Annotated in this window: 24 protein-coding genes; 10 read left to right on the forward strand and 14 right to left on the reverse strand. The window is 64.1% G+C overall.

Features of this window, described 5'->3' with window-relative positions; translation table 11 throughout:
* Window positions 1-133 precede the first annotated feature (133 nt).
* From BM353_RS03680 to BM353_RS03695, 4 genes are all read left to right on the forward strand, one after another.
* Window positions 134-1,147 carry a sugar ABC transporter substrate-binding protein gene (locus BM353_RS03680; RefSeq protein WP_092076757.1) on the forward strand — a complete coding sequence of 338 codons (1,014 nt, stop codon included), beginning with the start codon at window positions 134-136 and terminating at the stop codon, window positions 1,145-1,147.
* A 120-nt stretch (window positions 1,148-1,267) separates the two neighbouring features.
* Window positions 1,268-2,335, forward strand: coding sequence for an ABC transporter permease (locus tag BM353_RS03685; protein ID WP_092076759.1), 1,068 nt, complete (start codon window positions 1,268-1,270; stop codon window positions 2,333-2,335).
* Complete coding sequence (locus BM353_RS03690) at window positions 2,335-3,102, forward strand: ATP-binding cassette domain-containing protein (protein WP_092076761.1); 768 nt, start codon at window positions 2,335-2,337, stop codon at window positions 3,100-3,102. Before BM353_RS03685 ends, BM353_RS03690 begins: the two co-directional genes overlap by 1 nt.
* Window positions 3,099-3,731 carry an AAA family ATPase gene (locus tag BM353_RS03695; protein WP_092076763.1) on the forward strand — a complete coding sequence of 211 codons (633 nt, stop codon included), beginning with the start codon at window positions 3,099-3,101 and terminating at the stop codon, window positions 3,729-3,731. The genes BM353_RS03690 and BM353_RS03695 overlap by 4 nt, the downstream gene beginning before the upstream one ends.
* Before the next feature lie 20 nt (window positions 3,732-3,751).
* Here the strand turns inward: BM353_RS03695 and BM353_RS03700 are convergent, their stop codons facing one another.
* The 8 genes from BM353_RS03700 to BM353_RS03735 all read right to left on the reverse strand — a co-directional run bounded on the left by BM353_RS03700 (window position 3,752) and on the right by BM353_RS03735 (window position 12,724).
* Window positions 3,752-5,533: an ABC transporter ATP-binding protein gene (locus tag BM353_RS03700; protein ID WP_092076765.1), complete on the reverse strand. Its 1,782-nt coding sequence runs from the start codon at window positions 5,531-5,533 to the stop codon at window positions 3,752-3,754.
* Entirely contained in the window at window positions 5,530-6,489 is a 960-nt protein-coding gene (locus BM353_RS03705; RefSeq protein ID WP_092076767.1) for an acetamidase/formamidase family protein, read from the reverse strand. The genes BM353_RS03700 and BM353_RS03705 overlap by 4 nt, the downstream gene beginning before the upstream one ends.
* Window positions 6,490-6,493: 4 nt before the next feature.
* Complete coding sequence (locus BM353_RS03710; protein ID WP_092076770.1) at window positions 6,494-8,113, reverse strand: ABC transporter substrate-binding protein; 1,620 nt, start codon at window positions 8,111-8,113, stop codon at window positions 6,494-6,496.
* A 47-nt stretch (window positions 8,114-8,160) separates the two neighbouring features.
* Window positions 8,161-9,081: an ABC transporter permease gene (locus BM353_RS03715; protein WP_092076772.1), complete on the reverse strand. Its 921-nt coding sequence runs from the start codon at window positions 9,079-9,081 to the stop codon at window positions 8,161-8,163.
* Window positions 9,081-9,974 carry an ABC transporter permease gene (locus BM353_RS03720; protein ID WP_092076774.1) on the reverse strand — a complete coding sequence of 298 codons (894 nt, stop codon included), beginning with the start codon at window positions 9,972-9,974 and terminating at the stop codon, window positions 9,081-9,083. Before BM353_RS03720 ends, BM353_RS03715 begins: the two co-directional genes overlap by 1 nt.
* Window positions 9,967-10,581, reverse strand: a complete 615-nt coding sequence (locus tag BM353_RS03725; RefSeq protein ID WP_092076776.1) for an ANTAR domain-containing response regulator — start codon at window positions 10,579-10,581, stop codon at window positions 9,967-9,969. Before BM353_RS03725 ends, BM353_RS03720 begins: the two co-directional genes overlap by 8 nt.
* On the reverse strand, window positions 10,578-11,681 hold the full coding sequence (locus tag BM353_RS03730; RefSeq protein WP_092076778.1) for a transporter substrate-binding protein: 1,104 nt from the start codon (window positions 11,679-11,681) through the stop codon (window positions 10,578-10,580). Before BM353_RS03730 ends, BM353_RS03725 begins: the two co-directional genes overlap by 4 nt.
* 257 nt (window positions 11,682-11,938) lie before the next feature.
* Complete coding sequence (locus BM353_RS03735; RefSeq protein ID WP_177220446.1) at window positions 11,939-12,724, reverse strand: LytTR family DNA-binding domain-containing protein; 786 nt, start codon at window positions 12,722-12,724, stop codon at window positions 11,939-11,941.
* A gap of 124 nt (window positions 12,725-12,848) precedes the next feature.
* Here BM353_RS03735 and BM353_RS03740 point away from each other — a divergent pair, with 124 nt between their 5' ends.
* The 4 genes from BM353_RS03740 (at window position 12,849) to BM353_RS03755 (ending at window position 15,192) form a co-directional block, all read left to right on the forward strand.
* A complete protein-coding gene (locus tag BM353_RS03740; RefSeq protein WP_342742204.1) occupies window positions 12,849-13,391 on the forward strand; it encodes a DUF6622 family protein in 543 nt (180 codons plus the stop codon).
* Window positions 13,392-13,786: 395 nt separating this feature from the next.
* Window positions 13,787-13,972, forward strand: coding sequence for a ribbon-helix-helix domain-containing protein (locus BM353_RS03745; RefSeq protein ID WP_245759552.1), 186 nt, complete (start codon window positions 13,787-13,789; stop codon window positions 13,970-13,972).
* A 185-nt stretch (window positions 13,973-14,157) separates the two neighbouring features.
* Complete coding sequence (locus BM353_RS03750; protein ID WP_218155453.1) at window positions 14,158-14,544, forward strand: helix-turn-helix domain-containing protein; 387 nt, start codon at window positions 14,158-14,160, stop codon at window positions 14,542-14,544.
* A gap of 138 nt (window positions 14,545-14,682) precedes the next feature.
* Window positions 14,683-15,192 (forward strand): metallophosphoesterase family protein, encoded by a 510-nt coding sequence (locus BM353_RS03755; RefSeq protein ID WP_092076784.1) that lies wholly within the window; start codon window positions 14,683-14,685, stop codon window positions 15,190-15,192.
* A 292-nt stretch (window positions 15,193-15,484) separates the two neighbouring features.
* Here the strand turns inward: BM353_RS03755 and BM353_RS16550 are convergent, their stop codons facing one another.
* A complete protein-coding gene (locus BM353_RS16550; protein ID WP_218155454.1) occupies window positions 15,485-15,865 on the reverse strand; it encodes a hypothetical protein in 381 nt (126 codons plus the stop codon).
* Window positions 15,866-16,125: 260 nt separating this feature from the next.
* Here BM353_RS16550 and BM353_RS03765 point away from each other — a divergent pair, with 260 nt between their 5' ends.
* Entirely contained in the window at window positions 16,126-16,959 is an 834-nt protein-coding gene (locus BM353_RS03765; protein WP_092076788.1) for a hypothetical protein, read from the forward strand.
* 492 nt (window positions 16,960-17,451) lie between these two features.
* Here the strand turns inward: BM353_RS03765 and rsgA are convergent, their stop codons facing one another.
* The 5 genes from rsgA to BM353_RS03795 form a co-directional block, all read right to left on the reverse strand.
* Entirely contained in the window at window positions 17,452-18,528 is a 1,077-nt protein-coding gene (gene rsgA / locus BM353_RS03775) for a ribosome small subunit-dependent GTPase A (RefSeq protein ID WP_092076792.1), read from the reverse strand.
* Window positions 18,529-18,532: 4 nt separating this feature from the next.
* Window positions 18,533-19,072 carry a GNAT family N-acetyltransferase gene (locus tag BM353_RS03780; protein ID WP_092076794.1) on the reverse strand — a complete coding sequence of 180 codons (540 nt, stop codon included), beginning with the start codon at window positions 19,070-19,072 and terminating at the stop codon, window positions 18,533-18,535.
* Between the two features lie 3 nt (window positions 19,073-19,075).
* Window positions 19,076-20,272 carry a MerR family transcriptional regulator gene (locus tag BM353_RS03785; RefSeq protein WP_218155455.1) on the reverse strand — a complete coding sequence of 399 codons (1,197 nt, stop codon included), beginning with the start codon at window positions 20,270-20,272 and terminating at the stop codon, window positions 19,076-19,078.
* 289 nt (window positions 20,273-20,561) lie between these two features.
* Entirely contained in the window at window positions 20,562-21,008 is a 447-nt protein-coding gene (locus BM353_RS03790; protein WP_092076796.1) for a hypothetical protein, read from the reverse strand.
* A gap of 116 nt (window positions 21,009-21,124) precedes the next feature.
* Entirely contained in the window at window positions 21,125-22,159 is a 1,035-nt protein-coding gene (locus BM353_RS03795) for an IS1595 family transposase (RefSeq protein ID WP_092076798.1), read from the reverse strand.
* Between the two features lie 186 nt (window positions 22,160-22,345).
* Here BM353_RS03795 and BM353_RS17070 point away from each other — a divergent pair, with 186 nt between their 5' ends.
* Window positions 22,346-25,561: a DUF4011 domain-containing protein gene (locus BM353_RS17070; protein ID WP_245759553.1), complete on the forward strand. Its 3,216-nt coding sequence runs from the start codon at window positions 22,346-22,348 to the stop codon at window positions 25,559-25,561.
* The last annotated feature ends 6 nt before the right edge of the window (window positions 25,562-25,567 follow it).

A 25,567-nucleotide genomic window follows, 5' to 3' on the forward strand; every position in this document is an offset into this window, starting at 1 on the left:
ATAAAATTTATTTATTAATTGACAGCGCGCTGCGAATCTGGCCCATTTAGCCGGACTTGCTCGTGAACATGGAGCAGGCGCGGGAGAGGAGCCCGCACGTGAAAGCCTTGATAAATCCGGGAGGAGAGACCCAATGAAAACAGTTTTGACCGCATCCGCTCTGGCCATCGCAGCCATGACAACCGGCGCACAGGCCAGCGATATCGGCGCCTGTCTCATCACCAAGACCGATACCAACCCGTTCTTCGTCAAGATGCGCGAAGGCGCCACGGCCAAGGCCGAAGAGCTCGGGATCGCCCTCAACTCCTACGCGGGCAAGATCGACGGCGATAACGAGACGCAAGTTGCCGCGATCGAAACCTGCATCGCCAATGGCGCCAAAGGCATCCTGATCACCGCGTCCGATCCCTCCGGCATCGTGCCCTCCCTCCAGCAAGCGCGCGATGCGGGCCTGCTGGTGATCGCGCTCGACACGCCGCTCGATCCGAGCGACGCCGCCGACATGACCTTCGCGACCGACAACTTCCTCGCCGGTGAGCTGATCGGCAAATGGGCCGCGGCCTCGCTGGGCGATGCGGCGGCGGATGCCAAGATCGCGATGCTCGACCTTGCGGTTTCGCAACCGACCGTGGGCGTTCTCCGCGATCAGGGTTTCCTCAAGGGCTTCGGCATCGAGCTTGGCGACCCCAACAAATGGGGCGATGAAGATGACAGTCGCGTCGTCGGCCATGACGTGACCGCCGGGAACGAAGAAGGCGGCCGCAAGGCGATGGAAAACCTGCTGGCGCAAGATCCGTTCATCAACGTGGTCTACACCATCAACGAGCCCGCCGCCGCCGGGGCCTATGAGGCGCTCAAGGCGATTGGCCGGGAAAACGACGTGCTGATCGTCTCTGTGGACGGCGGCTGCCCGGGGGTTCAGAATGTGGCCGAAGGCGTCATCGGCGCGACCTCGCAGCAATACCCGATGCGCATGGCATCGCTCGGCATCGAGGCGATCGCGGCATGGGCCAAGGACGGCATCAAACCCTCCGCCACCGACGGCAAGGATTTCTTCGACACCGGCGTCAGCCTGGTGACCGATCAACCGGCCAGCGGCGTGGACAGCATTACCGTCGCCGAAGGCAACGATCTCTGCTGGGGCTGATCACAGCGACCAGACAGCGGCCCATAAGCGGCCGAACATCGAACCCGGGGGGCGGCGTTGACCGCCCCTCCACCCGCGCCCCCGCCATGTCCGGGGCGCATCCGGCTACGGGAGGGGGCCATGTCTCAAACTGACAATTACGAATCCGTTGTATCTTCGGCGGACAGCAAGATCGCGACTTTCGACGAGTCCGGCAAAGGCTTCGTCGGCCGATTTCACGATGTACTGCACAAGACGCCATCGATGGTGCCACTGATCGTCCTGCTGGCCTCGATCCTCATCTTCGGCCTTGCGCTCGGCTCGCGGTTCTTCTCACCATTCGCCCTCACCCTCATTCTCCAGCAGGTCCAGATCGTCGGCGTGCTCGCCGCGGCCCAGACGCTGATCATCCTGACCGCGGGGATCGACCTCAGCGTCGGCGCGATCGCGGTGCTCTGTTCGGTTGTGATGGGCAAGCTGACGTTCGACTACGGGGTGCCCCCGGCGCTGTCCGTGTTGCTCGGCCTCATCGCCGGGACCGGGATCGGCGGAATCAGCGGCTGGCTCGTGAGCCGTCTCAAGCTGCCGCCCTTCATCGTCACGCTCGGCATGTGGCAGATCGTCCTCGCGGTGAACTACCTGCTCTCGGCCAACGAGACCATCCGCGCCCAGGACATCGAAGCCGAAGCGCGCTTCCTGCAGTTTCTCGGCGTCAAGTTCTCCGTCGCCGGCGCGACCTTCAACCTCGGCGTCGTGCTGATGATCGCGCTGGTCTTCATCCTCGCCTATGCCCTGCGCAGCACGGCCTGGGGCCGGCATGTCTACGCCGTCGGGGATGATCCCGAAGCCGCCGCGCTCTCGGGCGTCAATGTCCACCGCACCTTCATGTCGGTCTACATGCTGACCGGATTCATCTGCGCGCTTGCCGGATGGGTCATGATCGGGCGGTTCGGCTCGGTTTCGCCCTCAGCGACCACCGGCGTCATCGGCAACATCCAGGCGATCACCGCGGTCGTCATCGGCGGCGTGTCTCTCTTCGGCGGGCGCGGCTCGATCGTCGGCGCCTTCTTCGGAGCGCTGATCGTCGGCGTGTTCGAACTCGGCCTGCGCATGGCCGGCGCCAACCCCCAATGGACGTTCCTGCTCATCGGCGTGCTGATCATCGGCGCCGTCGCGGTGGACCAGTGGATCAGAAAGGTAAGTGCGTGATGGAACCGATTCTGAAAGCCCGCGGGCTCGTCAAACGCTATGGCAAGGTGACCGCCATCGATCAGGCCGATTTTGACCTCATGCCGGGCGAGATCCTCGCCGTGATCGGCGACAACGGGGCCGGGAAATCCTCCATGATCAAGGCCGTGTCGGGCGCGGTCGTGCCGGATGCGGGCAAGATCTGGCTCGAAGGGCGCGAGATCAACTTCCGCTCGCCGATCGATGCGCGAGAGGCGGGGATCGAGACCGTGTATCAGCAGCTCGCCATGTCGCCAGCGCTGTCGATCGCCGACAACATGTTCATGGGCCGCGAGCTTCGCAAGCCGGGAGTGCGCGGCTCGCTCCTGCGCCAGCTCGACAAACCGGCGATGCAGGCCTTCGCCCGGCAGAAGCTCAACGATCTGGGCCTGTCCACGATCCAGAACATCAACCAGGCGGTCGAGAGTCTCTCGGGCGGGCAACGTCAGGGCGTCGCGGTGGCGCGCGCCGCGGCCTTCGGCTCCAAGGTGGTGATCCTCGACGAGCCCACCGCCGCGCTCGGCGTCAAGGAAAGCCGCAAGGTGCTGGAGCTGATCCAGGACGTCCGCGCCCGCGGCATCCCGATCATCCTCATCAGCCACAACATGCCGCATGTCTTTGAAATCGCAGACCGGATTCACGTCCACCGGCTTGGCAAACGCCTCTGCGTGATCGACCCCAAGGACTACACCATGTCCGACGCGGTGGCCTTCATGACCGGCGCGATCGAGGCCCCCAAGGCGGCATGACCGGGCTGGCGCCGGAGATGTCCCGCGCCCTCGCGGCGGCCCTGCGCACGCCCCGGCGCGGGCGACGGCGCCTCATTGCCCTGGCGGGTCCGCCCGCCAGCGGCAAATCCACCCTGGCCGAAAGCCTTGCGCGGCACATGACGGAAGCGGGCGCGGCGACCATCGTCGTCCCGATGGACGGGTTTCACCTGCACAACCAGATCCTGATGGATCGCGGCCAGCTTGACCGCAAAGGCGCCCCCGAGACCTTCGACGCCGCCGGTGTTGTGCATCTCGTGCGGCGGCTTGCGGATGAGGACGAGGTCTTCTTCCCGGTCTTCGATCGCGCCCGGGATATCTCGCTCGCCGCGGGCGGGCGCATCGGGCCGAACTGCGACACCGTGGTGATCGAAGGCAACTACCTTCTGCTCGACGCCCCGGTCTGGCGCGATCTGCGCCCGCTTTGGGATCTGTCCATCGCCCTCGATGTGCCAGAGTGTGTGCTGCGCGAGCGGCTTGTCGCGCGCTGGCTCCACTTCGGACACAGCCCCGAGGATGCCGCCGCTCGCGCGGAAGCCAACGACCTCGCCAACGCGGCGCTTGTGGCCGGCCGGAGCTTGCCGGCAGACGTGACAATCCGCAGCGCCTGACGCATCGCGCCCTTCGCGGATCAGCCCTCCTCGGCCACCAGATGACCCCCCCCGACGTCGCGCAGCCGGACGCTCTCCGGTGAAGACCCGATGGGCCAGATCGGCGAGGGAATCTCGGTCGAGCGCTGCGGCTGCGGGGGCCGTTGCCGCGCGGGGTCCGGGATCGGGACCGCGTCCAGCAGGCGCCGGGTATAGCCGTGCTGCGGGTTGGTGAAAATCTGGTCGCGCGTTCCCATCTCGACGATCTGGCCAAGGTACATGACCGCGAGCCGGTCCACCACGTTTTCCACCACCGCCATGTCATGGCTGATGAAGAGGAAGGACACACCGGTCTCCTGCTGGAGCTCCTCCAGCAAGTCGAGCACCTGCGCCTGCACCGACACATCCAGCGCCGAGACGCTCTCATCGCAGATGATGAGCTTGGGTTTGAGCGACAGGGCGCGCGCAACGCAGATCCGCTGGCGTTGCCCGCCCGAGAATTCATGCGGGTATCGCGTCATCTGCTGCGGCGTCAGGCCAACGCGCTCGAACAGCTCGGCGGCGCGCGCGCGGCGCTCGGCGGCCGTGCCGATCCCGTGGATCAGGAGCGGCTCCGCCACCGCCTCGCCGACGGTCATGCGCGGATCGAGCGCGGCCATCGGATCCTGAAACACCATCTGGATATCGCGGCAAATGTCGCGCTTGCCCTGCGCCGTCAGCCCGGCGAGCGCCTTGCCATCGACCTCCACATGGCCGCGATGGGGCACGAGGCCAGCCAGCGCCTTGGCGATGGTGGATTTGCCGCACCCCGATTCCCCGACGAGGCCAAACGTCTCGCCCGGCCGGATGTCGAAGCTCACCCCCTCAACCGCATGAACGCGGTGGGTCGGCCGGCCGAGGAAATTCGCACCGATGTCGAAATGCACCCGCGCATCGACAAGCCGGGCCACGGGGGCGGGCGCCGCGGGGGGCAGCGGCTTGGCGCGCTCGGCGCCCGCGCCGAGGCGGGGGACGGCGGCGAGGAGTTTGCGCGTGTAGTCCTGCTGCGGGGCGGCAAAGAGATCCCGGACCGGCGCGCTCTCGATCATCCGCCCTTGCCGCATCACCACGACGCGATCGGCGCTCTCGGCGACAACGCCCATATCGTGGGTGATCAGGATGATGGCGGTGCCGGTTTCGGCCTGAAGCGCGCGCAGCAGGTCCAGAACCTCGCGCTGGACGGTCACATCGAGCGCCGTGGTCGGCTCATCCGCGATCAGCAAGGCGGGGCGCAGGGCCAGCGCCATGGCGATCATGACACGCTGGCGCATGCCGCCCGAAAGCTCATGCGGGTATTGTTTCATCCGCCGGTCGGGCTCGGGGATGCGCACCTTGCGCAGCGCCTCGATGGCGGCGGCGCGGGCGGCGGCGGCGGTGACGGGCTCGTGCGCGCGGATCGCCTCGGTCATCTGGCTACCGATGGTGTGGACCGGGTTGAGCGAGGTCATCGGCTCCTGAAAGATCATCGCCAGCCGCGCGCCGCGCCAGCGTCTCATCTGCGCCTCCGGCAGTTGCGGCAGGTCCGTCCCCTCCAGAAGCGCCTGGCCCGCGGTGACCGAGACGTTGTTGGGCAAGAGCCCCATCAGCGCGAGCGAGGTGATCGACTTGCCCGACCCGCTCTCGCCCGCGATGGCCAGCGTCTCGCCCGCATTCAGATCGAAGCTGAGCCCCGCCACCAGCGGGCGCACCACGCCGCGATCCCGGACCGACACGGTCAGATCGCGCACCGACAGAAGGGGTGCAGTCGCCCCCGAAGGGGCGGTTGCGGTTTGCGACTGGCTCATTCGAGAACGAGCCTCGGGAAGTAGAACGACACGACCCAGTTGGGCATGTCCACGATCTCGGAAATCCGCAGATCCCCGCAGGTGGACACCAGCATGTAGGCCTCGACCGCCGACATCCCGTAGCGCGCCGTCAGCAGGTCGATCATGCCCGAGACCGCATCGCGGGCGCCGCTCATCAGGTCGGGCCCGACCCCGGTGGTGACCTCGTAGCCCTTGGCGTCAAGGTGCCGCGTGACCGGGCCGGGGGTGGTGAAGCGCGGCATCTTGAGGTTTGCGCCCTTCACCAGATCGAGCGTCAGGGTGACATCCATCGGGCTCTCGATCGCCGTGCCGCAGACCTCGCCATCGCCCTGCGCGGCGTGGGTGTCGCCCACCGAAAACAGCGCGCCGGCCACTTCGACCGGGAGATAGAGCTCCGATCCGGCGGCGAGATCACGGATGTCGAGATTGCCCCCCGTCCGCCGCGGCGGCACGATGGAATGCAACCCCGGCTCGGCCATGGCCACGCCGATCGTCCCGGTGAAGGGCTTGAGTGGCACGCGGCCCATATCGCCCCAAAGCGCGGGCTCAAGGGTCTTGGCATCGTATTTCCAGATCGTCAGCGCCGGGTCCTCGAACTGATCCGCCAGCAGGCCGAAGCCCGGAATGTTGGCGGTCCAGCCCCAGGCGCTGCCCTCCTCCTCGCGGGGGGCGAACCCGTCCAGCGTGATCTTCAGCGCGTCCCCGGGCTCGGCCCCGTCGATATAGATCGGGCCGGACACCGGGTTGATCTTGCCGAAATCGAGCGCCTTGACGTCCTCGACGGTGCTCGACGGGCCAAGCTGGCCCGCCGAAGAATCCATGCAGTTGAAGCAGATTGTCGTCCCCGGCGCGACCGTCTCGACCGGGGCAACGGAGTTGTCCCAGCCGAAATGGTGCTGTGCGCCATGGATCGTGTAATCACAGGCTTTGCACATGGCGTTACTCGGTCACGTAGACGTAGTCGTAGTTGACCGGGATCGACACCGGATCGACGTAGAGCGCGTCATCCCCGCCCATGCGCTCCGACTTCATCGTGTAGCGCTGTTCGTTGAACACCGGGACCCAGGGCGCCTGCTCCATCACCTTCATATAGGTGTCGGACCACATCTCGAGCCGCTCCGGGGCGGAGGGGTCGGTCATGCTGTCGGCAGCCGTGGCCATCGCGTCGATGCTCTCGTCGCAGAACTTGGACCAGTTCCAGCCGCCTTCGCCGGCGCCTGCGCAGCCGAGAATGGGCCCGTAGAAGTTGGAGGGATCGGGGAAGTCCGCGATCCATGCCATCCCGCCGGACCAGATCATCGGCGCTTCGCCCGCACCGCCCGCTTCGATCACGTTGGCCTGCGCGAGGCTGCGGATCTCGACATCGACGCCGATCGCCTTGAGATCCTGCTGGATCGCCTGCGCGATGCGCGGGTTAGGGTCGGTGTTCATGACGTAGAGCTCGGTGGAGAAGCCCTCTTCGAGCCCGGCCTCGGCGAGCTTGGCCTTGGCGCCCTCGATGTCAAAGGCAAACCCCTCAAAGCCCTCGGTGTAGCCCGGCATGGTCGGCGGCAGCGGCTGGGTCGCGGGGACGGCGCGGCCGTTGATGATCTGGGTAATGCGCTCCTTGTTGATCGCCATGTTGATCGCTTCGCGCACCGGCAGCTTGTCGAGCGGCTCGATCCCGACGTTGAGCGTGATGTAGCCGGTGTGGAGCTGGCCGCCCTCGACGACGCGCTCGGCCTGAGCCGGATCGCCCATGACTTCCTGGAACTTGGCGGGCGGAATGCCATCGCCGGGCACATCCACTTCGCCCTGTTGCAGACGCAGCAGAGCGACGATCGGCTCCTGGCCCACCTCGAAGGTCAGCCCGTCAAGATACGGTACGCCATCGCGCCAGTAGTCCTCGTTCTTGGCAAAGACCAGCCGCTGGCCGATGGTCCACTCGTCGAGCTTGAACGCGCCGGTGCCGACGGGGTGCTTGCCGAAATCGGTGCCATGCTCGGCCACGGCCTCTTGCGGCACGATGGAGGCGAAGTTGAGCGCCATCACGTGAAGGAAGGTCGCGTCGGGGCGCGAGAGGGAGATCTTGATCGTCCTGGGATCGACAACCTCGACGCCCGAGAGCGTATCCGCCTCACCCGAGGAGATCGCGTCGAACCCGGCGATGGAGGCAAAGAACCCGGCCCCGGGGGATTGGGTTTCCGGCGTGGTCACACGATCGAGCGAGTATTTCACATCCTCGGCCGTCATCTCGCGCCCGTTGTGGAAGGTCACGCCATCGCGGAGGGTGAAGGTGAAGACGGTGCCGTCTTCGGAGATCTCGTAGCTCTCGGCCAGACCGGGGCGCAGCTCTGTGGTGCCGGGGACATAGTCCATCAGCCCATCGAAGAGCGACTTGATCATCGACCAGTTCTGCCAGTCGTAGCCGATGGCGGGATCGAGCGTGGCGACGTCGTCCTTGTAGGTGATGGTGATCATGCCGCCCGGCGTGGCGTTCGGGTCCGGCGTGTACTGCTGGGCGACGGCGGGCAGCGCGGTGGCGGCCAGCAGCGCAGTGGTGAGGAGGAGGTTTTTCATCGTGTTTTTCCCTGTTGGTTGGTGGTGAGTGGTGGCTTGGTGTTGGCTCATCGCAGCTTGATGCGCGGATCGATGAGCGGGGTAATGAGGTCGGCCAGAAGGTTGCCAAGGACGATCGCCGCGGCCGAGACCATGGTGACGCCCATGATCACGGGGATGTCGACGCGTTGGATCGCCTGCCAGGCGAGCTGGCCGATGCCGGGCCAGCCGAAGACGCTTTCGACCACGACGATCCCGCCCATGAAGATGCCGATATCGATCCCGATCATCGCGATGATCGGGAGAATCGCATTGGGCAGGGCATGGCGGATCAGGATGCGCGCGCGGGTCAGGCCCTTGGCGCGGGCGGTGCGGATGTAGTCCTGTCGCAGCACCTCGACCATCGACGAGCGCATCATCCGCGAATACCAGCCCGAGCCCATGATCCCGAGCGTCACGGCGGGCAGCACCAGATGCGCGGCGGTCCCATAGCCGCCGATGGGGAACCAGCCGAGCTGGACTGCGAAGACGTAGAGCAGTAGCAGGCCGACCACGAATTGCGGCGCCGAAACCGCGACGAAGGATACCACCATAAGCCCCTGATCCAGCGGGCGGCCGCGGAAAACGGCCGCGACGACGCCGAGGGTGAGGCCGATCAGCAATTCGCAGGCGATGCCCCCCGCCATCAGCAGGAGCGACGCGGGCAGACGGGCGGCGATCAGGGTCGAAACCTCGGTCTTCTGCAGGTAGCTGCGGCCCATGTCGCCCTGCACCAGACCGGTGAGATAGCGCCAGTATTGAACCAGCATCGGCTGATCGAGGCCGAGCTGCTGGCGGATGTTCTCTACGGTCTGCGCGGTGGCCGAGCGGCCGGCGATCTGGCGCACCGGATCGGCGGGAAGCACGTAGAGCAGCACGAAGGTGATGAAGCTCACCCCGAGCAGGATCAGCGCCGATTGCACAAGGCGGCGGAAGAGATAGCCGGCCATCAGTCGTTCCCCCTCTGGGTCGGGTCGAGCACATCGCGCAGCGCGTCGCCGACGAGGTTGAAGGCCAGCGCGAGCAGCAGGATCGCAGCGCCGGGGATGAAGACGAGCCAGGGGGCGGCCTGAAAATAGGTCTGGTTTTCGAAGATGATGTTGCCCCAGCTCGGCGTCGGCGGCTGGACACCGACCCCGAGGAAGGAGAGCGTCGCCTCCAGCAGCACGGTGACGGAGATCCCCAGAGTGCCCCAGACGATGAGCGTCGGGATGAGGTGGGGCAGGATATGCTTGAAGAGGATACGTGCGCGGGACGCGCCGAGCGTCTTTTCCGCGGCGATGAATTCGCGCTCCGCGAGCGAGGTCGTCTCGGTATAGACCACCCGCGCGGTCTGGACCCAGTTGACGAGCGCGATCACCATGGCAACGATCCAGAGCGAGGGCTGGAAGATCGCCGCGAGGCAAATCGCCAGCAAAAGCGCCGGAAACGCCATCATCAGATCGGTGAACCGCATCAGAACCGCGCCGATCCACCCGCGCAGGAAACCGGCCAGAACGCCCACCAGCGTACCGATCACGAGGGCGACGCCATTGGCCACCACGCCGATGATCAGTGAGGTCTGGGCGCCATAGAGCATACGCGAGAAGAGATCGCGGCCCAGCAGGTCCGTTCCCATCAAGAACGCTGCGCTCGGGGGCATCGGCTCGCCGAAGAGCGTGAGCCCCTCGAAGAGCTGGTCATCCGGCGCGTAGGGGGCGATCCAGGGCGCGAAGACCGCGCCGCCCACGACCAGGAAGATGATCGCCAGGCCGAACAGCGCCAGTTTCCGGCGCATCAGGCGGCGCAATGTGCCGGCCGGGAGGGCGGCGGGCGCGGGCGCGGTCTGGACCGGCTCAGACATTCTTGCGTCCCTGCGGCGGTTGGGTGTCCTGCGGGCCACCCACGGACGAGACGATGCGCGCGGCCGCGTCCTCGAAGCTGATCCGCCAGGCCATCGCCATCCCGCGGAGCTGCTCATAGGCCTCGTTTTCGCTCTTGCCGCGCGCCGCCAGAAGCGCCACCGCCTGCACCACCGTCTGCCGCTGGCCAAGCCGTTGGCGCAGCGCGTCGATCTCGCCCGCCAGCCCGATGCGCGCATCGAAGGTCGCCCGGGCGATCAGGAGCGCGGAATAGACACCGTTGTCCCCCACCGGCTTGAGGATCTGCGCGTCGGCGCCAAAGGTCATGAGCCATTCGATCCGGCCCGGCGCTTCGGAGCCGATGAGGGCGATGGTCGGCAACGGCGCCTCGCCCGGATCCCACGGAAACTGATCGTCATGGGCGGTATCCACGTCGATGAAGAGATAGTCGGCAGCCCGCGCCGACGCCGGTAGCTCCGGCCAGTGACAGTCGACCTGAAGGCCCACCGCCTCGAGCTGCCGGGTCAGGGCCGTGACCGTGGCGTGGGGCCGGTGCAGGATCGCCGCACGCGCGCCGCCAAGCTCCGGAATGCTCAGGCGGCGTCTCATGTGGCCACCTTGATCAGGGGCCGGACCTCGGGCATCTGGCTCCGCGTGAGGTACGGATCGCCCTCGATCGGAGCATAGGTCCGGAGCGGTACGAAGGCCCCGTCGCGCACCTGCGCGATCGCCACCGGTAGTGTCACGTGGTGGGTCCGCGCGCTGATCCCCACGGCATCGGCGCCGGGCAGGGCGAGCAAATCCGGCAGGGGCAGCGTCTCGGCCTCCGGCGCATTGGCGAGCAGCCGCGCCAGCATCATGACCGACGCATGGGCCGCCGCCTCGAAGGAGGATCCGAAATCCTCGCGCCCTTCATTGCCGGGCAGCGCCGGGGTCAGCCCCCGGAACCACGGCCCGGCGGAAATCACCCCCTCCGCAGCAGCGCCAATGACCGGCAGTTCGGCCTCGGTCATGTTGCACGACAGGATCGGGCAGCGCCCCTCGGCAAACTCGGCATCCCGCGCGCGCAGCTCGGCCATGGCCTCGAGAAAGGCGTATTGCGAGGGGCCGATCAGCTGGTTCAACACGAAATCGGGCTTCAGCGCGGCGATCTCATCGACCAGCCGCGAGATGTCGGTCGATCCGATCGGCACATAGCGCTCGCCCAGCACATCGCCGCCCACACCGCCGCTCGCCTCGCGCGCGATCCGGTTCATTTCCCAGCCCCAGATATAGTTCGAGCCGGTGAGATAGACCCGCTTGCCATGGGCCGAGAAGCAATGGTCCAGCAGAGGTAGGAGATGCTGATTCGGGCAGGCATGGGCATAGACCACCCGGTCCGACGCCTCGAACCCTTCGTAGGGCGTCGGGTACCACAGCACCCCGCCCATCCGCTCAAGGCTGGGGATGACCTCCTTGCGGCTCCAGGACGTGGTGCAGCCGATCACATGGCGCGCGCCGCTGGTTTTCAGGATCTCCTCGCAAAGCGGCGCATAGGCATCGATATCCCCGCCCGGATCACGCACGACAGCGCGAAAGGCGATGCCCAGAGACGGATCGGCGTTCACCTGGGCGATGGCTTTCAACGCGCCCGCAAGGCTGGCCTGGCCCATGAGATGGTAGGGGCCGGTGGTCGAGAAAAGCAGCCCGAGATCGATGGTGCGGGTCAAGTGATCACTCCAGAAACGAAAAAGCGCCCCGCACCCGTCATCCGCCCGAAGGACAAATTGAGGAGTGCGAGGCGCTTTTGCCAACTATGTTCACCTAAGGATGTCGGGCGTCCTCAGGCATGTCAAAGAGATTTCGCGGCGATCTTGCCTTCCCTCCGACCAAGTGCTGAATTTTTGAGCGATCAGATCGACCAAAGGTTGCTTGATTCTACCCAAGCGCGAAATATTCCGTCGCGCCAAGTGGGATCAGGCCAGAGCTAGGGCGCCGGGACCGGACTCGGCCGGATCGGCCGCATGCGCCGCACCTCCGGCGCGTAGGACCGCGAGACAGGTAGGGCGCGGCCGTCACAGAGATGCGCCAGCAACGACCCGTTTGCGCGGCTGGTCCCGAGAAACGCATGGCTGGATATCCAGTGCGAGCGGTGAATCCGCAAACCGGGATACTCGGCCAGCTCCTCGATGGCGTCCGACAGGCGCATGTGGATCAGCTCCTGACCCTTGCCCGTCGTCACCTCGACGTAGTGATCCTGCGCCGTGAGCGAGATCAGAGCGGTGCCCATTTGCGGCGACAGGCGATCCAGAAACGCGTTGCGCGCGGGCGGGGGCGCAGGCGGATCCAGTCTCGGGCGAATCCGGGCCAGGAGGATGCCCGACACCAGGACGAAAACCGCGCCCACGTTCACCAGCATGATCCAGATCGGCGCGCCGCCAGCCTCGGGGCGGAACACCCCGTCGACCTGACCGGCGATGAAGACGATCGGCAAGAAGGCGAGCGCGAACGCCGCGATGGGGCGCAGAATCGCCGGGCGCTGGTCGAAGAATTTCACACGGCGCATCAGCAGGATCAGCCCGAGAACCTGCGCCCATCCGGCCCCGATACTCAGCGCCCAATAGGCGGCGCGGCTCGGCGCGGGCAAGTCGGAGGTCGAGAACGGCGCCAACACGGTCAGGAACGCGACCGTCAGCGCATAGCCCGTCGCTTGCTCTGGCATATGGAGCGCGGGGCGCTCGCGCGGTTTGCCCTTGGGGTCGATGTCATTCACGAAGCGCGGCCTGCATTTCACGAAAAGCGCGTTGTTTTGAGAGCGTTGTCGCGCCATCCCTTAGCCCAGTTGGAGCCAGTCCGAAAGGAAAACACGAGATGGATACTGTCCGGGACAGACGGGATTGGGTGGCGCGCGCGGGCCACCGCAGCATGCAACAGGACGCGGACAAATGCTGAGCGGTGTGTTGACCGGCGCGCCGGTCTGGGTCTGGCCCCTTCTGGGCGTTCTGCTGATCATCGGTCTGCGCGCAATGCGCAACCGAGTGAGCCGGGTCTGGCCGTTCACACTGATGCCGCTCCTCGCGATCCTCGCGGTGAACGCGGTGGCCGGGCTGCGCCCATCGCCCGAACTCTGGGCCCTCTTCGCGGCCAGCTATGGCGCGGGCGCATTCATCGGCTGGCGCTTCCAGCCGCGCTGGATCACCGGACGCGACGACTCCCGCGTCGCGCTCAAGGGCGAACCCCTGACACTGGTGATGCTCCTGTCCATCTTCCTCGCGAACTTCGCGGCCGGCGCGGTGACCGCCATGGCGCCACACCTCGCCTCCAGCCCCGGGTTTCAAGCCGGGTTCACCCTGATCGCCGGGCTGGCCTCCGGCCTCTTCCTCGGCCGGTCGCTGGCCATCCTGAACGCAACGCGCAGCGGACTGCCGAAACGCCAGTGAACGTCATCACGTCTTCAGAAGAAATCGCGCCGGCCGAGAAACACTGTAGGGGTCCGGATATTTTTTCGAATGGCCCGCGGGGGATCAAGGTCTTAGCTGCGTTCCGCGCGCAATTTTTTTCGCGACCTGCACGAATATTTTTTCGGGTCGTCACGTCGTCTATAGAAGGCGCTTTCTGTTAGACGAAAAAGGCCGTCCACGAGGCTGAGCGCGCTGGCGACAGCTTCCCTTCGATTAGAATGCAGACACTTCCTGCGCTTGATCCGGGCAGCCCGCCCTCGGCCGGCATCAACCCGTCGTCTTGCTAAAATCCTCTGAAGGCCTCAATTTGCTCGCATGGTTACGATGAACATCTCCTTGCCGAATGCATGCGCTCAGCAGTGGACGCTCAGGCAATGGCACGCGGCTACGGCACTGCCAGCGAATATGTGCGCGATCTGATCCGGCGCGACCTGGATCGGCAGGCACTTCGCGCACTTCTCGATGAAGGTCGTAAGAGTGCGCAAGACGAGCCCCTCTCCCCACAGGCCTTCGACACCGTCAGGGAGCAAGCCGTTCGGGTAGCTGACGAGGTTTCTTGACGGGGCGCGCCAATGCGCCTGATTGCACTACCCGAAACGAGTCCAAGTGCCGGTCTGCTTGTAAGTGGGGGGACAGGACAGGCAGGCCTCAAGTGACGAGGTTGGCCAGACTGACCAGATGCGAGTCAAAACCCTCTCAAGTAACAAATCAATTCATAGCAAATGTGCTATACTACGGCTCCACGATGGAGATCCTGATTATGGGTAAGAGTTACACATCACTCCGAAGCACGCTCCATCGCGCGCATCCAAAGCTGGCGGAGCTCCAAGCCAAGAACGCCCGCAAGCGTGAGATCGCCGTGAAACTGCGCGCTTTACGCGATGCACGAGGACTAACCCAGGAGGAAGTTGCGGCGGCCGCGGGTATGACCCAATCGATGGTCGCACGGCTGGAATCTCTGGCCGGGCCTGTGCCAAGCCTTGCGTCCATCGAGCGCTACGTGATTGCGTGCGGTGGCAACTTCGCGCTGCGCATCTCGGACAGGCAGATCGATAGCGAAGATGCCTTCAGCGATGCTTTCGTGAAGGCCCGCGGCCGCGTCAGTTCGGATATCGACCTCGACCTTGATTAGCACGAGCCGCCAAGCAACTCCCCGAGAAAAGGGTGAGAATGTAGGAGGAACGCCCAGTCTGCCTGATGTAGCCGTCCGCATTCTACCGTCGTGCAAAACCAATCCCCGAGGAGCCAACCACATTCAGAACTGTCTTCGATGACCACCGAGGCTTCCCCTGCTCAGTCTTTACGCCCACCACCTCTTGACGAGCTTGTCGGTGTCATCTCCGAAACTCACGGCCTGCTCCGACCCGAAGCGCTGGAAGCTCTGCAAGGCGTCGGCCACATCCTGCATGCAAGAGACATCGGCGATCCCGAACATCTCCACGCTCTCGCCCGCATAGCGCCTTTGACGGCAATACGCGGCAACATCGACCGCAGTCCCTGGGCCGAAGACCTGCCCCGAACGGTGAGCCTCACGATCCACGGGCTGAACATTTACATGATCCATGACCGCAAGGATCTACAGGTCGATCCGGAGGCCCAATGCCGGAATGTTGTAATCTCAGGCCATTCGCACAAGCCCAGCATTGAAGAGACCGGCTCCATTCTCTGGTTGAACCCCGGGGCGGCCGGCCCCCGCCGCTTCCGGCTGCCGATCACGGTGGCGTTCCTTTGGGCGGAGAATGGCCGCCCCCGTGCAATGATCCACCAGTTGCCTGTTTAGACCGCTGCTGGTTGAACGTGAGCATCTGGACCGGCCATTTGATCGAACATGACATAGTTGTCCGTGCCGCGGGCAGGAGATGAACCGTTCGCGCGACGCGTTCCTTCCAGAAGGTCGAGGAGCGGGGATGTTTCGCAGGGGCAGGAACAGCCCCTGTATCTTTGGCCGGTCGAAGAACCTGCTGGGCGACTGCGAGTGCTGGTATGTGTGCGGTATTGCCTCGTTACATACCGTTATTTCCTTACTGTGAGGGCAATGGATGGGTCGTCGAACTGGGGGCGCTCCCGTTCTCTCACGCCTGGAACCTCTGCCCCTCAGCCGGACGTGTCATCGACGCCACATGGGCCATCGGTAGAGGCGCGGTCGATCTTGGCATCGAACTATCACAGAAACCGCTAATGAAGATCATTGATCTTGACCGAGTGTTTTGGGATCCTGCAAGAAGAATGATCAGACAGTAACGATACCGAGCCAGGATGCCCGGATATTCGAGAACCATGGGGTGTCGGTTGATCAATTCGCTATGCTTGACCTCGACGATCATTTTCGTGCCACCGAGGTCGGCCTCAAAGTCAGGTGTGTATTTCAGGCACCGCAGCCCGTAGAGTTTTTGGGCATGATTTAGCGCTTCGACACTTGGATATGCTCGACCGGTGACAAGGTCGAGGGTCATCGGTTGAGAGCGGATCGAGAGCACGCGTGGGTTGAGACCCATCGCGATTGCCCCACTCACCTCCAAGCGGCTTTCCAATTACAGCAGATGCGCGCCGCCAGCCGAGGAGTAGTGGGCCTTCTTCTTCAGCCCACGCTTCTGAACGCGCCGCGCAACTGGGCGTTTTTCCGGTCAATTTTCATTTCGTGGTCCTCGAGTCGTTATTGACAATAACATGCAAAGCGCTGTTTTTATGAGTTAATTCTCGCTATCATTCCTATATGGCACCAAATCCTTCGCTGAGAGAGCTCGCTGATAATCGCAACTGGATCGCTTTCGGACAGGCTCTTTCGACTGCCTGCGACGACCCTGCTCAATACGGTTTCCAGGACGCCAGCCAGCTGCTTGCGCACGTAGCGCAGCTACGCGGCGTCGAACCGGCGAGCCTCAGGAACCCTCTCGCGGCAGTAAATTGGATGAAGGAGAACGCTCCCAAAGCGCTGGAAGAAGAAAACGCGAAGATCCCCATGACTGGAGTTCTTACGCTCTCTCAGATTTCAATTGTTTCCAAGAAGTTAGCTGACGAACTCGCGCCAAGGTTTTTTTGTGGCCAGATCTCGAGAAGGCAACTCGACATCGCTCTGCGGCGCGCCGAGCGAGAGCACGGTCGGCGTGTCGCGGGGCATGTGCGGATGAAACGGGCGATGGCTTTCGAAGAGGAGGTTTTCACGTTCCTCAAAAAACATCCCTCGAAGCTCGAGTTCGGTCACGATGTCGAAATCGTTCGCACCTCGAAGGACAATCTCGTCCCATCGGACTTCACCGTCCTACGAGACGGGCGACCGGTCGCCGCTGTGGAATGCAAGGCACATCGCGGCACGCGGCATCGCCGATACCTCATGGAGACCCTTGCGATGGCAGCACTTCGAGCGGCGGATGGTCGGAAGTCCATCCTGGTTGTGCCAGAAAGTTGGGGCCCCTCTACCGCGGAGATCTCACGGTTAGCTGACGAATTGTCTCTCTCAAACGTGTGGGTTGCCGTGTTCGAGAAACATGAAGGCCAGATCGCTCGGCTTACTTACCTTGGGAATACCAGCAGCAAGGAGCCTTCATGACCTCAGTGATCTCGTGCCTACCCGCGCGCCCAGGGGGGCACTGTTGGACGCTGATAGGGGGTCAGAATACGAGCCGATTGACAAGCTGCCGTCATCAAGTGCAAAGCGCAATCGTCGGTATGTCTTCGAGTCCTCTCTATGGCGGCGCTGCGGGCAACCTCGGTCGACAACACCTCCAGCGATACCTCGACGAGATCGTCTGGCGGTGGAACCATCGCGACCCCGTCCGGGAAGTGGTTAAGCAATGGACCAAGAAGGCCGGTATAGAGCGGGAAAAATCGACGACGAACTGGAAGCCGATCCCAGTAGTTGACCAGATGCGCGTCTTGCTTCACGGGACTGTCGGCAAGCAGCTGCGGCGCTCGGAGGAATACGGGCTATGCTGGCCTTGATGCCAGATCTATACATTTATGGTGCAGATAGGCGTTTCAGAAACGCGCAGCGCGCTGTCCGCTCCAAGCCCGAAGTGGACCGGGTTGGTAGCACTGGGAACTATCGCTTTCGATTCAATTTCGCCTTCACTGCACTGCGCACGAGTTTGCCGAAGGCGCGGTCCTTTTCGCGGCGTTCCGCGAAGCTGGCGGAGTTGAAGGCGTCCTCGGCCTGGAGCTTGCGCCAGCGCGCGAGCCGCGCCGGGTTGAGGCTGCCGTCTTCGATTGCGGTCAGGATGGTGCAGCCGGGCTCGGTCTCGTGTCGGCAGTCGGTGAAGCGGCAGCGGGCGGCCAGCGCCTCGATATCATCGAACACGCCGGCGATGCCCGTGGCGGCATTGGTCAGCTGCAATTCGCGCATGCCCGGTGTGTCGAGGACGAGGCAGCCGTTCGGTGTGCCATGCAACTCGCGGCGGGTCGTGGTGTGCCGGCCCCTCGCGTCGTCCTCGCGGATGCCTTGCGTGGCGATGGCCTGCGCGCCGAGGAGCGCGTTCGTCAGGGTGGATTTGCCCACGCCGGAAGAGCCGAGGAAAGCAATAGTGCGGCCGGGCTTGCACCAGTCCGCCAGCGCCTGCGCCGCTTCGATCCCGCGGGCGTCCAGCGCCACGACCGGCACCCGCTCCGACACGGCTCTCGCCGCTTCGACAAAGGGCGTGGTGTCGTCGGTCAGATCCGTCTTGGTCAGAACGATCACCGGGTCGATCCCGGCTTCGAAGGTCAAGGCGACGTAGCGCTCCAGCCGCGCCACGTTGAAATCCGCGTTGCAGGAGGTGACGACGAAGACGGTGTCGATGTTCGCCGCGATCAGTTGCACCTCGCGGCCGGTGCCCGGCGCGCGGCGTTTGATCAGGCTCTTGCGGTCCAGCACCCGGCTTGCCCGGGGGCGCGCGCGATCGAGCCGCAGCCAGTCGCCCACCGTGGCGTCCGGTCCCGGCGGGATCGTCTCGTCGATGCCGTCGCCCGCCACCTGCAATCCGCTGCGATGCACGGCAACGACGCGCACCGGCGGCGTGGCGTTCAGCGCATCGGCGTCGATCTGCCTCGCGAAGACGGGGCCCCAGCCTAGGCGTTCCAGCGCCGTGGGCTCGCGGCGTGCGGGTGCGCCACCCGGCAGGAATGCGGAGTAATCGCGGACCATGGGCCTACCACAGCGCCGGATCGTCGAGGACGGCGACGCAGCGGGCGGGGCCGCGCAGAGGCGTCAGCGGCGCATCGGTCAGGGATTGGGCGATCCAGCCTTGTGGCTGTTGGAGCGGTTGTGGCGCAGGCAGGTCGACTTCCGCGACGGGTTTGAACCCGACGCGGCTGTAGAAGGCCGGATCGCCATAGGTCACGGCGATGTCCACGCCCTCCTGCCGGAGCGCGTCGAGACCGTGGGCGATCATCCGCTGCCCGATGCCCTTGCCCTGATGCGCCGTCGCCACCGCCACGGGGGCCGTAATGAAAACCTTGCGTGGATCGCCTGCGTAGGTCAGCCGCGTGAAGAATATGCCGCCGAGAAGCGCGCCGTCCTCCCAAGCGGTGACGACGCGCATGTTCTCGGTGGGCGTCTCCGCAATCAGGCGGCGCGCGAGGGCGCCGATCAGCGCGCCTTCCTCCGCGCCCTCGGAGGCGGTGAAGGTCGCCGCGAAAAGCTCTGCGATAGCCTCGGCGTGCGGGGTGAACTCCTCGATATAATCCATGTCTCAATCCTCTCTGGTGCCAGGCGGGGTCAGACTCGCTCCAGCACGAACATCTCGCAGCCGAACTGCCCGTATCCAGCCACGAACATGGCGATCTCGCGGCGCAGGTCTTTGAGGACATGACTTCCCGCGAGATCCGACTCCAAGGCCTCGAGCCCCGCGGCGAGCGGGCGATAGTAGGTCTCCATCCCCTCCGACGCAATGTCGAAATGACCGAGGACGCGGTAGCCCGCGCGCATGGCCTGTGCGACGCGGATCGCAGGCGCGTCGCCATCGCGGGATATTTCGAGGCCCAGAAGGCGCGGATCTCGTCGTCGGGCGTGTCGGTCCGCCAGACCATGTCGGAGACCACGAGAACGCCGCCGGGGCGCAGAGTTGCCGCCAGTCGCGCAGGGCGCGCTCGACGCCGATGATGTAGGCGCTGCCCTCGGCCCAGATCACATCCCAGGGACGCTCGGGGGCCGGAAGTGCGGCCATGTCGACGTTCTGCACCGCGATCTGGTCGGCGAACCCGCCCGCTGCGATCCGCGCCCTGAGCTTGTCGAGCGCAACCTCGGCCGTGTCGGTTGCCGTGATCCGCGCCCGCGTTGCCTCGGCGAGTGTCATCGTCGCCATGCCGGGGCCGCAGCCGATCTCAAGGATCGTCCCGGGCGCGAAGGGCAGCATGCCGAGCGTCCGGCGTGTCGCGTCGGCCGTTCCCGGGCCCCACCAGCCAAGGCCGGCGAACACCTCCATGAAGCCCGCCATGTAGGCTTCGTGGGCGTTCATGTCCTTGGACACCATCGCGACCAGCCCGGCCTCCGCGCTGGAAAACCCCTGCGACATCAGCCATGCGCGGTGCAGATCGGGTGCGACGCGCTCGACCTCTTCGTGCCAGTCCTTGAGGCTTGACCGTCCGAGCAGAGCCGCCAGAAGGTCGCGCGACTTGCCTTTTTCGGCGATCTCCGCGTCCAGCACGGCCAGGCGCTGGCACAGAATGTCGCGGTTGAGCTTGCCATCGAGGCAGGCCTGACATTCCTGCAAGTTCTGCCCGCCGGCCTGAAGCTGCTGCATCAGGTGCAGGCGCTGCCGGTCGGCGTCTGTGTAGACGCGATAGCCGTTCGCCTGACGTTTGCCCTTCAGCAGCCCGAGCTTCTCGTAATAGAGCAGCGTCGCACGCGAGACTCCTACACTCTCCGCCAATTCTGAGATTTGATACATCCGCTGCGTTGTCCGCTCACACCGATTCTCGACCGTCGAGACCGTTCTAAGGTGTGAAGCTTCAGACAGGTCAAGTTCGGTGAGGCTGAAAGTTGACCTGCTCCCGCATAGCCGACTTCAAGGACAAAAGGGTTGGGTGCTGATACCCCTGCTTTCTTTGGTGGATAAGTGGGCAAGATTTTCCACCGTATTTGTGCCAAATTGCGCATCCATCAGAGCCACAAAGGTCCGCAGAGCCAATTCGAGTAGTCATTTCCTTTCCCAATTATCCACCAAACAAAGTAAGAATTCAGTCTGATCGTATTCTCGATGCATTGTTGTTAAAGATCGTTCGAACAGTAAACACTGCGATGGCGCAGATAAAACCAACGGCAAGCCACACGCTGAATTCTGACCACTTCATGTAGTTGAAGCCGATAACCAAATTGGCCGCGCAGAAACCACAAACCATCATTGTCAGGAGATTAACTGTCCTCTGTGAATTCGCCCCGACCGGCATGGCCATTGCCAGTATCATACTCCCCATGATGATCGCGCCCGCAAACAATCTGTCCAACCGATTAACCAGCCTAAGATGCTGGTCGTCGGTCAGTCTTTTGAACGCTTCCTTCCTGATCTCTCCGTCCGGCGAAAGTGTGAGATTTATCCGCTCTCTAACCTCAATGTGAGCATCAGCTCTCAGTGAGGAGGTCCCATAGTGGAGTATTGCCGCCAATCCTATTGGCAGCATAAACATTAGTGCGTAACGAAATACTATCAAGAATCCGGCTTCATCTATTCACTGCGCTCGATACTTGTCTCGACATAGAACTTCGTCAAGAGGTCTCTTCATAGCCTGTCCTGATAGCGCATTCATGGCCAGCTTAGCCCCCACTCTTTTGTTCTGCGAACCTGCCGACCGACGGCACAGCAGAGCAATCCCCGCATCTGTTCGACGACAGGGATGGGCTTCCAAACTGTTGTGGCAATCGTCATGGTGCCAGATGATGTTTTCCGGTTCCTGACCTTCGCCTCTTGTTGGCGATGGTTCCAGCGCCAGAGAATTTCGTCCAAATATCTTTGAAGATGCTGTCGGCCCAAGCGGTGATAGACACCGATCAGTGCCCGCTGCACTTGGGAGTTCACAGCTTCCACGGTGTTGATGTGTGCCCCCTTGGAAGGCCGCGAATACTGTCGTTTGCCATGGTTGACGGTGTGGTGTGATGCAAAGCTCAGGCCAATCTTCCGATAAGCGGTGTTGCTGTCGGTCATGAGGGCCGAGGAGGGATCAATCCACTCTTTCATGATCGGCCCGAGCGTCGCGCCTTGCGCATTTGGGATCAGAGTCGCCTTTGCCTGCCCGGTGCGATCCGCCGCAACCAGCACCATGGGCTTGCCTGTGCCCCGACCCCGCTTGTTCTTTACGCCTTTCTTGAACTTCGGGGCGCCACCGACATATGCCTCGTCCACCTCCACAACGCCGGCCAACCTGGCAGAAACATCCTCACGGTCATCCATCAATTCCCGGATCGCATGGCCCAGTTTCCAGGCAGTCTTCTGGTTTACCCCCAAGATCCGCGCCATGACGACGGAGGAGATTCCCTTGCTGGAGGTCAGCACCAGAAAGATTGCTGCAATCCAGGTTCGAAGATCCAGTTTCGTAGCATGCATCGGGGTCTTTGTGGTGACCGTGAATTGCAGGCGGCACTCGCGTTCAGCGCATTGGTAGAGACCAGCTCGCGCAGTGCGTCCGCGGATAGGAGTTGAACTAAGGCTGCCACAATGCGGGCAATGGCGACCAGACGGCCAAATCATCTCTTCAAGGAAAATGCGTGCGTGGCGCTCGCTGGGCATCTTCTTCCAAATGTCTCGCACCGATTTCAATTCTGTGATCATGCTTGTCTCCATCACCGGGGATCGGCAATATTGGCCAAACCCGCGAATTCCAAAGAGACACGCCTCAAGTCGCGCCAATTAGTGGAGCAAATGTGTTTTCTATATGTCTTTCAACACCATGAAATCAGATACGCTTTGTTTCGTGGATAATTGGGTTTCCTTTTGCAAAAACGCTGATGGCTAATATCCATGTAGCAAGTGCCAGGAGTTACCAAGACCGACCGTTCGTTCGCTGAAGAGGCCACCCAAAACAACGCAGAGGCATCGGAAATATCCGTAATCTCCAACCTGGTCCGAAATCGCATTCAACACCTACGTGCGAGGCTTCTGGATAGCTCACGGCGCAACCCGCTCATCCAAGTGCCCTTTCGCCAGAATTCGTCGAGCCTCATCCGGTCCGTAGACGAGCTGCCCGATGTGTTCGCCGAGCGGCTGCACAACCAGCGTCCAATGCGCCTCGTGGCCCTGCCGCCGATCGACAAACCCCTGCCCGACGAGCAGACCGACGAATTCCTCGACGCTCTCGAGGTCGCGCACGCCACCGACGAGAAGCATCTCGCGGACTCCGCGGCGCTCGATCCGACCGATTCCGAGTATGCCCAGAAGGAAATCGACCTCGAGCGGGCGTTGAAGGACCGCGTGCGCGCGGAACTGGGCCTTCCCGAAAGACAGACAGAAGAGAACCCGTCGCTGGCCGCGCACGCGCGCAATCACGGCATCTCCCCCGATTACATTCTGCCCGAGCGGAGCGAGAGTCCCGAGGACGGTCGTCACGACGACGCCGACATTCAGACGTTGCTCCTACCGGAGCGGCTCGACCGAGTTGGCCGCTCGCTCCACGACCGCGGCCACGCCTTCGAGCGGGAAACCGGCGTCAACGTGCTCCACGCCGTATTCGGCATCCTGGAATGGAACGAGCCCGGCTCCTCGCGGACGCCGGCGCGATCACCCCTGCTACTGCTCGAAGTCCGGATGTCCCGAAAGAAAGCGCCGGGGGGCGCCGAGTATCACATCTGCGGCGAGAATGAACTCGGCCTCAACACTACGCTCGCCCAGACCCTCAGCGCCCAGTTCGGCTTGGAGCTTCCTGCCTACGAAGAGGGCTCGGTTGAGGATTACCTCGCGGCCGTGGCCGATCTCGCGCCCTCGGGTTGGCAGTGGTCCGTGCGCCGCGAAGCGCTGGTTGGAGTGTTCCCGTCTTCGCGCATCGCGATGTATCGCGACCTTGATCCCGACAACGGTCACGTGGTTGAAAGCCCGCTCATCGAGACAATGCTCTCCTCGGTGGGTGGAGAAGGCACCACCTATGCCGAGGTCTACGATACGGATCATCCCGACGTGGAAAGCCGTGTCCCCCGCCTCGTGATGGATGCGGACGCCTCCCAGTTCTCCTCCCTCGTCGATGTCGCCAATGGGACGAACGTCGCCATCGAAGGCCCTCCCGGATCAGGCAAGAGCCAGACCATCGTTAATCTGATCGCGTCGGCGATGGCGGACGGGAAGAAGGTCCTGTTCGTGGCTGAGAAGCTGACCGCGCTCGACGTTGTGCGCAACCGCCTCGACGCCGCGGGTCTCGGCGAGTTCATCCTGCCGCTCCAAGCGGGCCGCGGGTCGCGCGACGCGGTGTTCCAGAGCCTCGAGGACCGGCTGATGATGGAACGGCCGCCCTCCGGGTCGGCCGAGGCCCACCGGGCTCGACACGAAGCCCTCACGCGACGCCGCTTGGAGATACAGGCCTATCTCGACATGCTCGGCACCAGGCCTGGCGCCTGCGGGATGACCGTCCACGAAGCCGTGGGGCGCGCCATTGCAACCGCGCAACATATCGACGGCCTGCCCCGCGACATCCGGCGCCTGCGGATCGCGGCCCCCGAAACACTCGACAAGGAAACCCGGACCGAGATAGACGGCGACGCCCGCATGGTCGTCGACCGGCTGGACGGTGCCGATCGCATCGCCGCGCTCTGGCGGGAGGCCCGCAGTGCCCCTCTGCGGGCCGACGAGGCCGAGGACATCGCCGCCGACCTCACGGCGCTGGCCCGGGCCATCGAGGCGTTCCGGAGCGAAGCCGAGGAGAGCCCGCTGCACGCCTTCCTGCCGGACGATCCGGTGCAGGCCTGCGCTGCTCCGACCCGGGCGGCACTGGCCGCCATCGTCGGCAACACGGACACCGACGCGGATCTCGTAGACCGGCTTCTTGATGCGGACATGCGTCGTGCCGCCTTTGATGTCTGTGAGGCCCGGGATGCGGCCAAGGCCGCGGAGGCGGTTCTGGCCGAAATCTTGTCCGATAGGGACACGGACGATGTGGATGATACCATCACCTCGGCCGCCGAGATGGCATCTCGCAATGACGGCTCAATTGATCCGGATGCCATGTCGGCCGAGATCGAGCGGCACGACGCTCGCCGCGCGACGCTCACGCACCTGCGCGATCTCGCGACTGCGCTGCCCGCGCGCTGGGCGAAGATCTCCGAGGACGAAGGGCTGACCCTCTCGGACCTGCGGCTCGACATCGAGCGGCTGCTGCGAGCACCGGAGGCGGTTCTGAGCCGCCGGCAACCAGATGAGGCCCGCCTCGTGCCGACGACCGCCCGCGAGGCGGCCGCGAGTCAGCGCGCGCTGGCGGGAGAGCGGGACACGATCCGCCAGCGCCTGCCGCGTGCCGGCACCCACGCCCCCACGGACCTCAAGACCGCGGCCGAGGCAATCGACGAGGCCGGTCTTTTCCGCTTTCTCTCACGACGCTACAAGGCGGCTTGGCCGCTCTACAGAAAAACGCTGGGCAGAGACCCAAAGGCTGGGCGTCCGGCGGCCGCTTCTGCGTTGCGCGACTATGCTCGCTGGGCGGAGAAGCGTGACGCCTTCGGGTCCGACACGCGCCTCGCCACGCATCTCGGCGCTCTCTTCAAGGGCGTCGACAGCGACCCCGAGCTTCTCGACGCGCTGGCGAGCTTCTATGAAACGATCGGACAACTCTCACAGGGCGACGACCGCCTGCGCTACGCGCTCGAGACCGGGTCGCTCCAGCCGCTCCGGGAATTCGTCGCCGAGGCTGCGATGCCGTCAACGTCGATTTCCGGATTGGTGTCGGACGTTGACGCCGCCGAAAAGAAGCTCGAGGCCGCATGCGACGAGCGCGAGACGGCTGCCAGGCTCTGTCTGTCTTTCAAGGGGCGCAGCACGCTTGATCAGGAGATGATCGAACGCGCGCGCCCAAGGAAGCGACCGCGGTCGCAGGCGAGATCGCCCTCCCTTGTGCCGATGGCGATGATCCGGAAACGGCCCTTCACGCGCTGGCCGGTCGCCTGCCGGATCTCTACGATGCCGCCCGCAGCGCCGAGGGGCTCGTCGACCAGGCGCGCCTCCTGCGCGCCCTCGCTGCGCTCGAGGCGCGAGGGCTCTAGCCGCTGACGGACT

It is taken from the genome of Poseidonocella sedimentorum (assembly GCF_900116005.1).
Lineage (GTDB): Bacteria > Pseudomonadota > Alphaproteobacteria > Rhodobacterales > Rhodobacteraceae > Poseidonocella > Poseidonocella sedimentorum.